The organism is Pseudomonas sp. stari2, assembly GCF_040760005.1.
In the GTDB taxonomy this organism is placed as follows: Bacteria; Pseudomonadota; Gammaproteobacteria; order Pseudomonadales; family Pseudomonadaceae; genus Aquipseudomonas.
On the sequence record NZ_CP099760.1, the window covers coordinates 4,557,501 to 4,571,858 of the forward strand.

The 14,358-nt window shown below is 60.2% G+C and carries 16 protein-coding genes (1 of these 16 cut by a window edge); 9 read left to right on the forward strand and 7 right to left on the reverse strand.

Annotated features, from left to right (window positions below):
- A protein-coding gene (gene rhtA, locus NH234_RS20755; protein WP_085730662.1) for a threonine/homoserine exporter RhtA crosses the window boundary here: on the forward strand, window positions 1–831 show its 3' portion. 57 nt of this gene lie to the left of the window's left edge; 831 of the gene's 888 nt are visible here — the last part of the coding sequence; the start codon falls outside the window, past its left edge; the stop codon is at window positions 829–831.
- A 168-nt stretch (window positions 832–999) separates the two neighbouring features.
- Window positions 1,000–1,281, forward strand: a complete 282-nt coding sequence (locus tag NH234_RS20760; RefSeq protein WP_085730680.1) for a hypothetical protein — start codon at window positions 1,000–1,002, stop codon at window positions 1,279–1,281.
- Window positions 1,282–1,291: 10 nt separating this feature from the next.
- On the opposite strand, the gene NH234_RS20765 is transcribed toward NH234_RS20760, so the two are convergent.
- Complete coding sequence (locus NH234_RS20765; protein ID WP_367254139.1) at window positions 1,292–1,861, reverse strand: TetR/AcrR family transcriptional regulator; 570 nt, start codon at window positions 1,859–1,861, stop codon at window positions 1,292–1,294.
- Window positions 1,862–1,953: 92 nt separating this feature from the next.
- On the opposite strand from NH234_RS20765, the gene NH234_RS20770 reads away from it, so the two are divergent.
- On the forward strand, window positions 1,954–2,682 hold the full coding sequence (locus tag NH234_RS20770; protein WP_367254141.1) for an SDR family oxidoreductase: 729 nt from the start codon (window positions 1,954–1,956) through the stop codon (window positions 2,680–2,682).
- A 33-nt stretch (window positions 2,683–2,715) separates the two neighbouring features.
- Window positions 2,716–3,306 carry a 2-hydroxychromene-2-carboxylate isomerase gene (locus NH234_RS20775; RefSeq protein WP_085730659.1) on the forward strand — a complete coding sequence of 197 codons (591 nt, stop codon included), beginning with the start codon at window positions 2,716–2,718 and terminating at the stop codon, window positions 3,304–3,306.
- Here NH234_RS20775 and NH234_RS20780 read toward each other — a convergent pair.
- A complete protein-coding gene (locus tag NH234_RS20780) occupies window positions 3,303–4,301 on the reverse strand; it encodes a zinc-dependent alcohol dehydrogenase family protein (RefSeq protein WP_367257219.1) in 999 nt (332 codons plus the stop codon). The genes NH234_RS20775 and NH234_RS20780 overlap by 4 nt on opposite strands.
- A gap of 112 nt (window positions 4,302–4,413) precedes the next feature.
- Between NH234_RS20780 and NH234_RS20785 the strand changes: the two genes are divergently transcribed.
- Entirely contained in the window at window positions 4,414–5,322 is a 909-nt protein-coding gene (locus NH234_RS20785; protein ID WP_367254143.1) for a LysR family transcriptional regulator, read from the forward strand.
- On the opposite strand, the gene NH234_RS20790 is transcribed toward NH234_RS20785, so the two are convergent.
- The 4 genes from NH234_RS20790 to NH234_RS20805 all read right to left on the reverse strand — a co-directional run bounded on the left by NH234_RS20790 (window position 5,315) and on the right by NH234_RS20805 (window position 9,539).
- A complete protein-coding gene (locus tag NH234_RS20790) occupies window positions 5,315–7,123 on the reverse strand; it encodes an aminopeptidase P family protein (RefSeq protein ID WP_367254145.1) in 1,809 nt (602 codons plus the stop codon). The two genes, NH234_RS20785 and NH234_RS20790, sit on opposite strands and share 8 nt — an antisense overlap.
- A gap of 57 nt (window positions 7,124–7,180) precedes the next feature.
- On the reverse strand, window positions 7,181–8,347 hold the full coding sequence (locus tag NH234_RS20795; protein ID WP_367254147.1) for an aminotransferase class V-fold PLP-dependent enzyme: 1,167 nt from the start codon (window positions 8,345–8,347) through the stop codon (window positions 7,181–7,183).
- Window positions 8,348–8,553: 206 nt separating this feature from the next.
- Window positions 8,554–9,168 carry a LysE family translocator gene (locus NH234_RS20800; RefSeq protein ID WP_085710685.1) on the reverse strand — a complete coding sequence of 205 codons (615 nt, stop codon included), beginning with the start codon at window positions 9,166–9,168 and terminating at the stop codon, window positions 8,554–8,556.
- Between the two features lie 101 nt (window positions 9,169–9,269).
- Window positions 9,270–9,539, reverse strand: a complete 270-nt coding sequence (locus NH234_RS20805; protein WP_085710686.1) for a hypothetical protein — start codon at window positions 9,537–9,539, stop codon at window positions 9,270–9,272.
- Between the two features lie 390 nt (window positions 9,540–9,929).
- Between NH234_RS20805 and msuE the strand changes: the two genes are divergently transcribed.
- From msuE to NH234_RS20825, 4 genes are read left to right on the forward strand one after another with little or no spacing between them, the layout of a single operon-like run.
- On the forward strand, window positions 9,930–10,493 hold the full coding sequence (gene msuE, locus NH234_RS20810) for an FMN reductase (protein ID WP_085730679.1): 564 nt from the start codon (window positions 9,930–9,932) through the stop codon (window positions 10,491–10,493).
- 10 nt (window positions 10,494–10,503) lie between these two features.
- On the forward strand, window positions 10,504–11,649 hold the full coding sequence (gene ssuD / locus NH234_RS20815) for an FMNH2-dependent alkanesulfonate monooxygenase (RefSeq protein WP_367254150.1): 1,146 nt from the start codon (window positions 10,504–10,506) through the stop codon (window positions 11,647–11,649).
- A 10-nt stretch (window positions 11,650–11,659) separates the two neighbouring features.
- Window positions 11,660–12,847: an acyl-CoA dehydrogenase family protein gene (locus NH234_RS20820; protein ID WP_367254152.1), complete on the forward strand. Its 1,188-nt coding sequence runs from the start codon at window positions 11,660–11,662 to the stop codon at window positions 12,845–12,847.
- 23 nt (window positions 12,848–12,870) lie between these two features.
- Window positions 12,871–13,974, forward strand: coding sequence for a sigma-54-dependent Fis family transcriptional regulator (locus NH234_RS20825; protein ID WP_085710689.1), 1,104 nt, complete (start codon window positions 12,871–12,873; stop codon window positions 13,972–13,974).
- Here the strand turns inward: NH234_RS20825 and NH234_RS20830 are convergent.
- Window positions 13,971–14,336, reverse strand: a complete 366-nt coding sequence (locus NH234_RS20830) for an antibiotic biosynthesis monooxygenase (RefSeq protein ID WP_085730652.1) — start codon at window positions 14,334–14,336, stop codon at window positions 13,971–13,973. The two genes, NH234_RS20825 and NH234_RS20830, sit on opposite strands and share 4 nt — an antisense overlap.
- Window positions 14,337–14,358 lie beyond the last annotated feature (22 nt).

The following is a 14,358-nucleotide window of genomic DNA, read 5'->3' on the forward strand; positions in this document are numbered from 1 at the left end:
ATCGCAATGGCGTCGATCCAGTCAGGAGCTTCTCTTGCCAAAAGCATGTTTCCCATCGTAGGCGCTCAAGGCACAACCACCCTGCGCCTGACGTTCGCCAGCGTGATCATGCTGGTATTGCTGAAACCCTGGCGGGCGAAGCTGTCCGCCAGATCTCTGCGCACGGTCATTGTGTACGGAATGGCACTGGGCGGCATGAACTTCCTCTTCTATATGTCTTTGCGCACTGTGCCACTGGGCATTGCGGTTGCACTGGAGTTTACCGGGCCGTTGGCTGTCGCAATCTACGCGTCCCGGCGTGCGATCGACTTTCTCTGGATCTCCCTGGCCGCAGTCGGGTTGTTGCTATTAATACCAACGGGCGCAACAACGGCAGGTATCGACCTTACTGGCGCAGCCTATGCACTGGGCGCTGGTGTTTGCTGGGCTCTTTATATTCTCTTCGGCCAGAAGGCCGGCGCTGACAACGGCGTGACGACAGCAGCATTGGGAGTGATGATCGCTGCGTTGTTCGTCGCACCCATCGGGATCGTCCATGCAGGCGCTGCCTTGCTGACGCCGTCATTGATCCCGATAGCCATTGGAGTTGCCATTCTCTCCACAGCCCTGCCTTATACCCTGGAAATGGTCGCCCTCACCCGCATGCCGGCTCGCACTTTCGGCACGCTCATGAGCATCGAGCCGGCATTTGGTGCGCTATCAGGCCTACTGTTCCTGCAGGAGTACCTCTCCTTGTCACAATGGATGGCGATCCTGTGCATTATTCTGGCTTCCGTCGGAGCAACGATGACCATGGGCAGCCATGCCAAGCCCGCGATTGCAGCGGATTGATAGCGGTTGTAACGAAGGTCTGGCATTTGCCGCTCATTTAGGCCATGTTTAGCTTCGCAACTCAGTGCCATATATGGACTTTTTCGGATAAGGACATCGGAACGCGTCAAGCGAGAGCGAATGCAGGCAGACCCGAGCGCCAGACTCGAGGCCGCCATAAGGACTGTAATGAAACGATTTTTAATACTGATCGCCGTACTCGCCATTTCGGGATGCGCGGCGACATCCACATCTCAGGTAAAGCACGGCAAAAAGGGACTGCACATTAACTGTTCAGGGCTCTCTTCCTCCTGGGACAAGTGCTACACCAGTGCCGCCAACTCCTGCGCGCCGAAGGGTTATAAAGTCATTGCCAAATCCGGTGATGCGGTAGAAGAGCCGGGTGATTATCCCTTCGGTCTCAACCCAGCTGGCTATACCAGCCGTAGCATGATCGTCATCTGCAAATAAACCGCCGCCGCTATTGCGCTCGCTGAACGGCGAGCTGGCGGCCGATTTCTTCGTGACTGGACTCCAGCACCCGCTGTTGGATCTGCGGAGACGCCAACATCCGCGCCACCACCAACGCCCCCACACATTGCGACAGAATGGCCCAGGCCAAGGTGTCGCTCTCCAGAATCTGCGCCCAACTTTCCTGAAGCCGACAAATCCACAACTCGGCCTGTTCCCGCACAACAACATCCGAGCGCGCAATCTCAGCGCCCAGCGCAGGTAACGCGCAACCCAGCTCAGGTTGCTCGACATGAGCCATGTTCAGATACAGCTTCAGGCATCGCTCCAACCGCTCACGATCCTGCTCCCCCCGCCCGCCCAGCCGCTCCAGGCTTTGGCACAACTCGCGCTCGACGATAGCGGCGAACAAGGCGTCCTTGGACGAGAAATGACTGTAGAACGCCGCGCCACTCAGACCGATCGTCTTCATCAGACCATCGACACCCATCGTTGAAAATCCGCTTTTTTTCGCAGACAGCGAGCCGCTTTGCAGCAGCTTTTCTTTGGTTTCAAGCTTGTGACCGGCGGAGTACCGCATGCATTCATCCTCGCAATTGACTGCCTTGACGCTGAGTGAATCCTAGCATAACGTTCGTTCACTTAACGATCGTTTACTAAAGGGCTCCACCCATGAATAACAAGAAGGTCGTATTGGTTGTCGGTGCAGGTGATGCCACGGGCGGCGCCATCGCCAAGCGGTTCGCCAGGGAAGGTTTCATCGCTTGCGTCACACGGCGCAGCGCCGACAAATTGCAGCCATTGGTGGACGCCATCCAGGCAGACGGCGGGGAAGCCAACGGTTTTGCCTGCGACGCGCGTAAGGAAGAAGACGTGATTGCGCTGATCGAAGATATCGAAACCCGCCTCGGGCCGATCGAAGCGTTTGTTTTCAACATCGGCGCCAACGTGCCTTGCAGCATTCTGGAAGAAACGGCACGCAAGTATTTCAAGATCTGGGAAATGGCCTGTTTCTCCGGATTCCTCAATGCCCGCGAAGTCGCCAAGCGCATGGTCACACGCAAGCGCGGCACCATTTTGTTCACTGGTGCTACCGCCGGACTGCGTGGTGCTTCCGGTTTTGCCGCATTCGCCGGCGCCAAGCATGGCATCCGTGCACTGGCGCAGAGCATGGCTCGGGAACTCGGCCCGATGAACATTCACGTCGCCCACATCGTGGTCGACGGCGCCATCGACACCGACTTCATCCGCAGCCATTTCCCCGACAAGTACGCCACCAAGGATCAGGACGGTATTCTCAATCCAGAGCACATCGCCGAGAACTATTGGTACCTGCACAGCCAGCCAAAGGACGCCTGGACCTTCGAACTGGATCTGCGCCCCTGGAACGAACGCTGGTAATCCTTTCCAATAACAACAATGAGTGCAGCGACCATGAGCAAAACCGTGGAGTTCTACTTCGACCTCGGCAGCCCCGCCACCTATCTGGCGTACACCCAGCTGCCAGGAATCTGCGCCAAGACCGGCAGCCAGTTGATCTATATCCCGATGTTGCTGGGCGGCGTGTTCAAAGCCACCGGCAATGCTTCACCAGCGATGATCCCGGCCAAGGGCCGCTACATGTTTCAAGACCTGAACCGCTACGCCAAGCGATACGGCGTGCCCCTGAAATTCAACCCGCATTTCCCGATCAATACCCTGATGCTGATGCGGGCGGTGACCGGCATTCAATTGCACCACCCGGAGCGCTTCCTGGCGTTCATCGATTGTCTGTTCACAGCGCTGTGGGTTGAAGGGCGCAGCCTTGATGAACCGGCAACGGTTGCAGCGGTGCTGACCGAACACGGCTTCAATCCTGAGCAGGTACTGGCACTGACCAATGATGAAGCGGTCAAGAGCGCCCTCAAGGACAACACCGAGACGGCCGTCAAACGGGGCGTCTTCGGTGCGCCGAGCATGTTCATCGACAATCAGTTGTTCTTCGGTCAGGACCGGCTCGACTTCGTTGAAGAAGCCCTGCGCTAGATCTCTACCACCAGACGTCCCCGGGCTGCTTTGGATGAAAGCAGCTCATGGGCTTCACTGGCCGACTCAAGCGTAAACCGACGCGCATCAAGCAACGGCTTGACCTTCCCGGCCTCAATCAACAGCGCGGTATGGCGCAAAATCTCGCCATGGTGCTCTCCGCCCTTCCCGGTCAGCAGAGGCATCAAGGTAAACACACCAGAGTAGGTCGCGCCGCGAAAGGACAGCGGCGCCAGACTATGCTGCCCCCAGCCCAGGCAACTCAAGACATGCCCGTGGTAGATCCGAGCAGCCTTGAAGGACGCATCCAGCGTTTCACCACCTACCGTGTCATAAACAATGTCGAACCCCTCCCCGGCCGTGTACTCACGTACATAGTCGTCAACCGACATTTCTCGGTAATCAATGAACGTTGCGCCATACCCTTCGATGATCCCTCGTTGCCCTGCAGATCCCGTCGCAAAAACCTCGGCACCGAACGCCTGGGCAATTTGCACCGCCACGTGTCCGACCCCACCCGCCCCACCATGAATCAATACCTTTTGCCCGGCACTCACCCGTGCCCGATCAACCAGTCCTTCCCACGCCGTAATCAACACCAGCGGTAAAGCCGCCGCCTCACGCATGCTCAGATTGGTCGGCTTGCGCGCCAGAAGTCGCGCATCAACTACTGCAAATTCGGCCAGCGAACCCTGCTCGCCGCCAATGCCGGTCGCCAACGCATAAACCTCATCGCCCGGTACCCAGCCCTGCACCCCCTCACCCACCGCTTCAATCACACCCGCTAGATCCAGCCCCAACACTGCCGGCAACGGCTGTCGAGCATGGGCGGCCTGCCCCGCACGGATTTTCAGATCCAGCGGATTTACACCACTAGCCTTGATCCGTACCAATACCTGTCCGGCACCCGCCACGGGGCGTTCAAGAGAAACCAAGCGTAGCGGCCCTTTGGCGGTGTCCACTATCAGGGCATTCATGTGTTGTGAGTCAGTCATTTCGGTCATTCCTGTGGGAGAAAGTGAAGCCATGTTCTCCCAACCGACTCATGCCGATAAGAAGCCTAAAGACTATAGTGATCATGCCAATCCGGCATGAATGAGGCGCTTCGTGGACAAGCTAAACGCAATGGCAATCTTCGTCCGGGTGGTCGAGCGCGGCAGCTTTTCTGCCGTGGCCCGAGAGCTGCAGACCACCCAACCCACCATCAGCAAAGTTCTGCGCGCCCTGGAAATCCAGCTGGGTGGAAAGCTGATTGCCCGCAGTACACGCAAGCTATCGCTGACCGATGAAGGTCAGCGGTACTACAACGAATGCCGGAATATTCTTGCAGCGGTGGATGCCGCCGAACACAGTTTCCAGTCCGGTCGGGAAACTGTCGCCGGGGCATTACGAATCGGCTCATCAGTCAGCTTCGGCCGCCTGCAGATCGCTCCAAGACTCCCCGATTTTCTCCAGCAATACCCACAGGTTCAGGTCGACCTGCACCTCAACGATCAGAATCTGGATCTGGTCAGCGAAGGCCTGGATGTCAGCCTGCGCATTGGCGAGTTGAACGACAGCGGCATGATCGTCCGACGAATCGGCACCACCCACCGCGTCACCGTTGCGGCGCCTGCCTACCTGCAACGCCATGAGCATCCGCAATCGCCGCAGGATCTCGCGCAGCACAACTGCCTGCAATTCAACCTGCTCGAATCGCAAAACCTGTGGACTTACGAAAAGGACGGCCAGCGCCACGAGGTGCGCATCAAAGGCAACGCCCAGAGCAACAACTCCGAAGCGATCCGCGAAATGGTCCTGGGGGGATTGGGGATTTCGCTGTCACCGGTCTGGCTGTTCAGCGAGGATTTGAAGGCCGGTCGAGTGATCGCCCTGTTGCAGGACTACCAGACCCGATCACTGCCGATACATGCCGTGTCCCCTGCGAACCGTCGCCAGTCCGCCAGGGTCAACGCGTTTGTCGAGTACATGACCCGGGCGCTGGCAGGAGCGCCCGAGCTTCAACCCATCAAATAGCGGCAGTGCGCGTATTCAGCCACGCCAATGCCTCACCGCTGAGCAACGGGCTCAAACGCTCGCGCACTTCCGCGTGATAGGCGTTGAACCACTGCTTCTCTTCCTGCGTCAGCAAGGACGGTTCCAGGCAACGGGTATCGATCGGGCACAGGGTCAGGGTTTCGAACTTGAGGAACTCACCGAACTCGCTGCTTCCGGCAACTACGTTCATTGCCAGGTTCTCGATCCGTACACCCCAGCGGCCCGGACGATAAGTACCCGGTTCGATGGAGGTGATCATCCCCGGTTGCATGGCGGTTTGTGGCGCCGGCGCAGCCTGGTAGGCGATCACCTGCGGACCTTCATGCACGTTGAGGAAATAACCTACGCCGTGACCGGTGCCATGGCCATAATCGACGTTTTCGGCCCAGATCGGCGCACGGGCAATCGCATCCAGCAGCGGCGACAGAATGCCTTTCGGGAAATGCGCGCGGGACAATGCGATCACGCCCTTCAACACGCGGGTGCAGTCTCGTTTCTGTTCTGCGCTTGGCGTGCCGACCGCCACCATGCGCGTGATGTCGGTGGTACCGCCCAGGTATTGCCCACCGGAATCGATCAACAGCAAGCCATCACCTTCGATCACCGCGTGCTCTTCCGGGGTGGCGTGGTAGTGCGGCATCGCACCGTTGGCGTTGTACGCGGCGATGGTGTTGAAACTCAGCGACACATAATCCGGGCGACGCTCACGGGCCGCCGTGAGTTTCTCGTCAATGGTCAGCTCGGTAATACGCTCGCGCCCCCAGGCCGATTCCAGCCAGGTGAAGAACTCGCACAGCGCCGCGCCGTCCTGCTCCATCGCCTGACGAATGTGCTCGGCATCCGCCGGGCTTTTTTGTGATTTGGCCAACGTAGTCGGGTTCAGGCCTTCGACCAGTTTCACGCCATTGTCGAGATTGCCCAGCAGCCCGCTGGTCACCCGCGCCGGGTCCACCAGCAGGCTCGCGCCGTTCGGGATAGCACGCAAGGCGTCACCAACTTCGCTGTAGTCGCGCAGTGTCACGCCGTCCTTTTCCAGGACTGCGCGCAGCTCAGCATCAATTTTGCTCAACGCCACAAACAGCGTGGCCTGCTGCTGATTGATCAAAGCGAAGGAAACAAATACCGGGTTGAACGACACATCGCCGCCGCGCAGGTTGAACAGCCAGGCGATGTCGTCGAGGGTGGCAATGAAGTGCCAATCGGCGCCGCGTTCCTGCAGGGTTTCACGCAGCTGGGCGAGTTTCTCGCCACGGCTGACGGTCGCCTGCGGCGGCAAGTGTTGATAGATTGGCGCGTTCGGCAGGCCCGGACGGTCGCTCCAGACTTCATTCAGCAGGTCGAGGTCGGTACGCAGACTGGCGCCCCGAGCTTCAAGCTTGCTGCCCAGCGTACGCGCCGACGCAACGGCCATCACCGCGCCATCGACCGCAACCACGCCACCTTCCGGTGTCTGCTCGGCGAGCCAGTCCAGCGGGCTCGGCTGACCCGGTTGCAGTTTCACCAGTTCGATACCGCTGCCCTTGAGCTCCTTGGTCGCCTGTTCCCAGTAACGACTGTCGGCCCAGACCCCGGCGAAATCGGTGGTAACAATCAACGTGCCGACCGAACCATGGAAACCCGACAGCCACTGCCGCCCCTGCCAGTAACCCGGCAGGTATTCCGACAGGTGCGGGTCGGCGGACGGCACCAGCAGTGCGTGAATGCCTTCGCGACGCATCAGTTCACGGGTGTGCGCCAGGCGCTGGGGAACCGTTCCTTCGGTCAAAGTCTGGGTACTCATCATGTCTCCTGCCAATCACTTCATCGTTATTGTTCGGTGCCGTTCGAAGCCGGCTCGTTAAAGCCCCGTCGCCCAGAATGCCGGAGCACTGGCGCAGGCGGTCTTGATCAGATCTACAGCCTTGTCGATGTCCTCGGCGGTGGTGAAACGACCGAGGCTCAGACGAATGGTACGGCCGGCCAGATGCGCGTCGTGCCCCAGTGCCAGCAGCACGTGGGACGGTGTGTTGCTGGCGGAATTGCAGGCCGAAGTCGCGGAAAACGCGATCGAATGGCTCAGCGCCGCCGGGTTGAACTCGCCTTCGCTGAAGGTCAGGCTCAAGGTGTGCGGGATACGCTGGGTAACGCTGCCGTTGAGTCGCACGCCGGGCAGGCTCAACAGTTGTTCGAGCAGACGCTCGCGCAGCGCGACGATGGTTTTCTTCTCGTCATCAAAAGCCTCGGCGGCCAAGGCAAAGGCCGAGCCCATGGCAGCAATCTGGTGAGTCGCCAACGTCCCGGAACGCAAGCCGCCCTCGTGGCCGCCACCGTGAATCTGCGCCTGCAAGCGCTGCTGCGCACGCGGGCCGACGTACAGCGCACCAATGCCTTTGGGACCGTAGAGTTTGTGCGCCGAAAACGACATCAGGTCCACCGGCCATCGCGCCAGATCGATCGCGACCTTGCCGGCGCCCTGGGCCGCATCAACATGGAACAACGCCCCGCGCCCACGCACCACTTCGCCGATGGCCGGGATGTCGTTGACGGTGCCGAGTTCGTTGTTGACCAGCATCAGCGACACCAGAAAGGTGTCATCGCGCATCGCTTCGCTGACCGCTTGCGCAGTGATCAGACCTTCAGCGTCCGGCACCAGATAGGTCACGGCGACACCGGCGTCCTGCAATTGCCGGGCGGTGTCGAGGATGGCCTTGTGTTCGATCTGACTGGTGATGATGTGGCCGCCGGACACACCACGGGCCTGGGCCACGCCTTTGAGGGCGAGATTGTTGGATTCGGTGGCGCCGGAGGTCCAGACGATCTGTTGCGCCTGGGCGCCGACCAGTTCGGCGACTTGCCGGCGAGCGTTCTCGACCGTTTGCCGGGCCTGCTGGCCGAAGGCGTGGGAACTGGAGGCCGGGTTGCCGAAGTTACCGTTGAAACCCAGACACTCGATCATCACCTGGATGACCCGCTCGTCCACCGGGGTGGTGGCGGCGTAATCGAAATACAGCGGACGTGTGTTCATAAAAAGACTCGCAGAGCGTGTTCCGGGATCAGGAAGCTCGTGTCTACAAACGGCACGACGCAGCCTTGTGAGCTGCGTCCGGGTTCGAGAGCGTCATCAATACCTGATCGGATGCCGTTAAAGAAGAACAACTTCATTTAAAAGTGCGTAGGAACGCTCCTGAACGCGACTTTAACAGGCATCGGGCCGACGGTTGTAGCACTGCGTCAGCTAAAGCTTTCCAGGAGTAACGGGTACAGCGAAATCACCAACAGCGCCGCCATGCCCCAGTTGAACACCCGCAACCAGCGGCGATCCTTGAGCACATTGCGCAACAAGGTCCCGCACGCCGCCCAGACGCCTACGCTCGGCAGGTTGATGATGGCGAACACCGCAGCGATCACGATCACATTGGTGAAGTAACCCTGCATCGGCGTGTAGGTGCTGATGGCTCCGATTGCCATGATCCACGCCTTGGGATTGACCCACTGGAAGGCGGCTGCGCCGAGGTAGCTGATCGGTTTCGCCTCGCCGGATTCGCTTTCGCCAACCGGGCCGGAATGGGCGATTTTCCACGCCAGGTACAGCAAGTACGCCGCGCCCACATAACGCAGAACCGTGTAAAGCAGTGGATAAGTCTGGAACACCGCGCCCAGACCAAAACCCACCGCCACCACCAGCACAAAGAAGCCGCAGGTAATGCCGAGCATGTGGGGAATGGTGCGGTTGAAGCCGAAATTCACGCCCGATGCCAGCAACATGGTGTTGTTCGGCCCCGGTGTGATCGAGGTGACAAGGGCAAACAGGGCAAAGCCCAGCAACAGGTCGAGCGAGAGGGTCATGGCAGGCAATCCGTCAGGGTCATTCAGGTGTTGACCCTATCCCAAGGCGCCGCGCAAACCCATGGACAGCTGGGTAAAACTTCGAGCAGTACAGTTGCGAATCAGCTAGGACGTCCGTGCAGCTGTATGGTTCGCTCCGCGCTCATTTCACCCTTGTTATCAAACCCGAAAGGCTTCTGTGGCTGGCCGAGCAATTCGGCTTTTTTCACTTGGTATTCCTCGAAGGACAAGCCGCGACGGTTCAGGCTTTCGAGGGCCAGTTCGCGAGTTTCTTCCGCCGTGTAGGGGCGAAGTTCCGGGGAAACGTGGCTCGCGCAACCGGCGAGAACGGAGACAGCGAGCATCAGGGAAACAGTCAGTAAACGATTCATGGGAGCGTCCTGGCGTGGCGGGTGTTGGTCGATGGAGAAAGGCTACGCCCGGGCTCGTCGTGGCAGAAATCAACGCTCTCAATAGTGGCTATCAGGTTTCCGACAGATCGGTTTCGAATATTCTAAAATAATCTATCAATATCAATTAACAGTCTTTTACGGAATAACAGACAGCCTTTATAAATCCTTCATCGCGTTCGGCACTGTTGCTCCAGCAACTGTTTCCCAGGCAACAGCGGTTCAACAAACCAGCCTGAAAGTCACAGGACCACAGCCACCGACAACGCTCAAAGCGCCGGAATACGGGCCTTACAGGAATTGGTACAGCGCTTGCTCTGCTCCGGTGACTACTCACTGCTCGCCGAGCAACTGTTGAAAAAGGAACTGACCATGTCGCGTCCATTGAAAGTCGTCGCCCTGTCCGGCGGAACCTGGCGTCCATCGCGCACCCTGGTGCTGACCCAGGCTCTGCTGAGCGAATTGTCCGGGCATTTGCCCGTCGAGAGCCATCTGATTGAACTCGGCGACATCGCCCGCCCGCTCGGCGCCGCACTGTCCCGTCAGGAATTGCCGGCAGAAATCGAGACCGAGCTGCAAGCCATCGAACAGGCTGACCTGTTGATCGTTGCCGCGCCGGTGTATCGCGGCTCCTATCCGGGACTGCTCAAGCACCTGTTCGATCTGATCGATCTCAATGCGTTGATCGACACACCTGTGCTACTCGCTGCCACCGGTGGCAGTGAACGCCATGCGCTGGTCCTCGATCACCAGTTGCGCCCCCTGTTCAGCTTCTTCCAGGCCGTGACCCTGCCGATCGGCGTGTACGCCACCGAAGCCGATTTCGCCGATTACCAGATCACCAGCGAGCCGCTCAAGGCACGCATCCGTCTGGCCGCCGAACGCGCCGCGCCGTTGTTCGGTGCACACCTCAAACCGTTGCTGAAAATCGCTTAAGGAGCTGTTCATGGATGTTTTCTGGTTCCTGCCGACTCATGGCGACGGCCACTATCTGGGCACCACCCAAGGCGCGCGTCCGGTCACCCTCAATTACCTGAAACAGGTGGCGCAAGCCGCTGACAGCCTCGGTTACCACGGTGTGCTGATTCCGACCGGGCGTTCCTGCGAAGATTCGTGGGTGATCGCTTCGGCGCTGGTGCCGCTGACCGAACGCCTGCGTTATCTGGTGGCGATCCGTCCGGGGATCATCTCGCCGACGGTCTCGGCGCGTATGGCCGCGACCCTGGATCGACTGTCCAACGGACGCTTGCTGATCAACGTCGTGACCGGCGGCGACCCGGACGAAAATCGTGGCGACGGCAGTTTCCTCAGCCACAGCGAACGCTACGAAGTCACCGATGAATTCCTCAAGATCTGGCGCCGGGTGTTGCAAGGCGAGGCGGTGGATTTCGAAGGCAAACACCTGAAGGTGCAGAACGCCAAAGCCCTGTATCCACCGGTGCAGAAACCCTATCCACCACTGTATTTCGGCGGTTCCTCCGAAGCGGCCCACGATCTGGCTGCCGAGCAAGTCGACGTGTACCTGACCTGGGGCGAACCGCCGGCCGCCGTCGCCGAAAAACTTGCCGACGTACGTGAACGCGCCGCCCGTCACGGCCGCAAAGTGAAGTTCGGCATTCGCCTGCACGTGATCGTGCGCGAGACCGCCGAAGAAGCCTGGAAAGCGGCGGACAAACTGATCGAGCACATCAGCGACGAAACCATTGAGGCCGCACAGAAATCCTTTTCGCGCTTCGATTCCGAAGGCCAGCGACGCATGGCTGCCTTGCACGACGGGCGCCGCGACAACCTGGAAATCGCCCCCAACCTGTGGGCCGGCGTAGGTCTGGTGCGCGGCGGGGCCGGCACTGCATTGGTCGGCGATCCGCAGCAAGTGGCAGCGCGAATCAAGGAATACGCAGACCTTGGCATCGAGAGCTTCATCTTCTCCGGTTACCCGCATCTGGAAGAGGCCTACCGCTTCGCCGAGCTGGTCTTCCCGCTGCTGCCCAAGCCGTATGCAAGCCTGGCCGGACGCGGCATGACCAACCTCACCGGGCCGTTCGGCGAAATGATCGCCAACGATGTTCTGCCCGCCAAAGCCAACGCCTGAGGAAGACCGAGTGACTGCCAAACCGCAAAGCACCCTGCTCTCCCCCTTGCAGACCGCCCGTCAACTGGCTGCCGAATTCGCCCTGACCGCCGTCGAACGCGACGAACGTGGCGGCACGCCGAAAGCCGAACGCGATGCCCTGCGCGACAGCGGTCTGCTGGCCCTGAGCATTCCTGCCCGTTACGGCGGACTCGGCGCGCGCTGGAGCGAAACCCTGGAAGTCGTGCGCGAATTCGCCAAGGTCGATAGCTCGATCGCCCACGTCTTCGGTTTTCATCACTTGATGCTGGCCACCGTGCGCCTGTTTTCCCGCCCGGAACAATGGCAACCGTGGTTCGAACAGACCGCGCGACAGAACTGGTTCTGGGGCAACGCGCTCAATCCGCTGGACACCCGCACCGTGGTCAAGGATCTCGGCGGCTGGCGCGAGTTTTCCGGCAAGAAGAGCTTCTGCTCCGGTGCCAGCGATTCGCAGATGCTGATCGCCTCGGCGGTGGATGAAAGCAACGGCGGCAAACTGCTGATCGCAGCGATCCCCAGCGGCCGTAGCGGCATTACCCTGCACAACGACTGGAACAACATCGGCCAGCGCCAGACCGACAGCGGCAGCGCCACGTTCGAACGGGTGCGGGTCGAGGAATCGGAACTGCTGCTGGATCCGGGCCCTCTGAGCACACCATTCGCCTGCTTGCGCCCATTGATCGCGCAACTGACGTTCACCCACATGTTTCTCGGCATCGCCGAAGGGGCCTTTGAAGAGGCGCGGCAATACACCCTCAGCGAAACCCGTGTCTGGCACAAATCCTCGGTGCGCGAGGTGCGCGAAGACCCTTATGTGCTGGCCCATTACGGCGAGTTCTGGGTCGCCCTCGAAGGCATCCGTCTGCTGGTGGAACGCGCCGCTGCGTTGCTCGACGAGGCCTGGGCCAAAGGCCCGAATCTGAGCGCCGAAGAGCGCGGTCACCTGGCCACGGCGATTGCCACGGCCAAGGTCGCCGCCAGCCGCCAGGGCCTGGAGATTTGCAGCCGACTGTTCGAAGTCACCGGCGCCCGTTCGACCCACGCGTCGCTGCGCCTAGACCGCCACTGGCGCAACCTGCGCACACAAACCCTGCACGACCCGCTGGATTACAAACTCCATGAGCTGGGCGACTGGGCGCTGAACCAGTCCCTGCCGGTGCCGACGTTCTATTCCTGATTTCCTTTCGTGGAGCGAGACCCATGCAACTGCTGACCCTGCCGCCCTCACCCGCCCTGGCCACTTCGATACGCGCCACTGCCCAGGTCTTCGAAGACCCGAAGTCCCAGGCGTTACTCGCGCATCTGCAACAAGTTGCGCCGAGCGAAGCCAGCGTGCTGATCATCGGCGAAACCGGCACCGGCAAAGAGTTGGTGGCGCGGCACATCCACAACCTGAGCAACCGGCGCAACCGGCCATTCATTGCGGTCAACTGCGGGGCGTTTTCCGAATCGCTGGTGGAGGCCGAATTGTTCGGCCATGAAAAAGGCGCCTTCACCGGCGCCCTCAGTGCCAAGGCCGGGTGGTTCGAAGAGGCAGATGGAGGCACCTTGTTCCTTGATGAAATCGGCGATCTGCCGATGGCGATCCAGGTCAAGTTACTGCGGGTGCTGCAGGAACGTGAAGTGGTGCGCCTGGGTTCGCGCAAGAGCATTCCCATTGATGTGCGGGTGCTGGCGGCGACCAACGTGCAACTGGAGAAAGCCATCAACGCCGGGCATTTTCGCGAGGATCTGTATTACCGGCTGAACGTGGTCAATCTGGAACTGAGCCCGTTGCGCGAGCGGCCCGGCGACATCCTGCCGCTGACCCGGCATTTCATCGAGGCCTACAGTCAGCGCCTGGGTTACGGGCGCATAACCATCAGCCCCGGAGCCGAGCACAAACTGCGCGGCTACAGCTGGCCGGGCAATATCCGCGAACTGGAAAACGTCATCCATCACACACTGCTGATCTGCCGCAACGGCGTGATCGAGCGCGACGACCTGCGCCTGTCCAACTTGCGCATCGACCGTCCCGACGATCAGCACGGCAGCGTCGACGATTCACCGGAAGCGCTGCTCGAACGCGCCTTCCAGAAACTCTTCGAACAACAGGCCGGCGCCCTGCATGAAAAGGTCGAGGACGCGTTGCTGCGTTCGGCCTATCGCTTCTGCCACTACAACCAGGTGCACACCGCCGCGCTGCTCGGCCTGAGCCGCAACGTGACCCGCACGCGGCTGATCAAGATCGGCGAACTCGCGGTGAACAAGCGGCGACCCACGGAAAACCTGCAGGGCGAGCGCTTGATCCAGCTGTCGATCTAGCCCACCAACTGGCAGTGCAAGCCGTCGTCGTGACTGCGGGCGATGCTGCTCAGCACCTGGAATGAACCGAAGGTCACGGTTCGCGCCTGATGGGTGCGGATCAATTGCCAGAAATCCTGCTCGCCGGTTTCGAAACTCTGGAACGCCGCCTCCCCCGCCTCGCGAGATTGCCATTGCAGGAAACCCAACACCCGCCGGCCATCATCGCTGGCCTGAACGCTGGCGCTGACGAAACCGGCATAACGCTGGGCCAGACGCTCGGTCTGTACGGTCAGTGCCGAGACCAGCGCCGATTGTTGGCTGGGCTCGATTTCGAATTCGATCAATTGGGTGAAGCTGCGGTTTTTCGCTGGTGCTTGCATGACATCCCCACTCTGTCAGGTG

Coding starts and splice junctions, on each gene's coding strand:
- NH234_RS20760 (WP_085730680.1), top strand. CDS start 1,000: ATGAAACGATTTTTAATACTGATCGCCGTACTCGCCATTTCGGGATGC.
- NH234_RS20765 (WP_367254139.1), bottom strand. CDS start 1,861: ATGCGGTACTCCGCCGGTCACAAGCTTGAAACCAAAGAAAAGCTGCTG.
- NH234_RS20770 (WP_367254141.1), top strand. CDS start 1,954: ATGAATAACAAGAAGGTCGTATTGGTTGTCGGTGCAGGTGATGCCACG.
- NH234_RS20775 (WP_085730659.1), top strand. CDS start 2,716: ATGAGCAAAACCGTGGAGTTCTACTTCGACCTCGGCAGCCCCGCCACC.
- NH234_RS20780 (WP_367257219.1), bottom strand. CDS start 4,301: ATGACTGACTCACAACACATGAATGCCCTGATAGTGGACACCGCCAAA.
- NH234_RS20790 (WP_367254145.1), bottom strand. CDS start 7,123: ATGAGTACCCAGACTTTGACCGAAGGAACGGTTCCCCAGCGCCTGGCG.
- NH234_RS20795 (WP_367254147.1), bottom strand. CDS start 8,347: ATGAACACACGTCCGCTGTATTTCGATTACGCCGCCACCACCCCGGTG.
- NH234_RS20800 (WP_085710685.1), bottom strand. CDS start 9,168: ATGACCCTCTCGCTCGACCTGTTGCTGGGCTTTGCCCTGTTTGCCCTT.
- NH234_RS20805 (WP_085710686.1), bottom strand. CDS start 9,539: ATGAATCGTTTACTGACTGTTTCCCTGATGCTCGCTGTCTCCGTTCTC.
- msuE (WP_085730679.1), top strand. CDS start 9,930: ATGTCGCGTCCATTGAAAGTCGTCGCCCTGTCCGGCGGAACCTGGCGT.
- ssuD (WP_367254150.1), top strand. CDS start 10,504: ATGGATGTTTTCTGGTTCCTGCCGACTCATGGCGACGGCCACTATCTG.
- NH234_RS20825 (WP_085710689.1), top strand. CDS start 12,871: ATGCAACTGCTGACCCTGCCGCCCTCACCCGCCCTGGCCACTTCGATA.
- NH234_RS20830 (WP_085730652.1), bottom strand. CDS start 14,336: ATGCAAGCACCAGCGAAAAACCGCAGCTTCACCCAATTGATCGAATTC.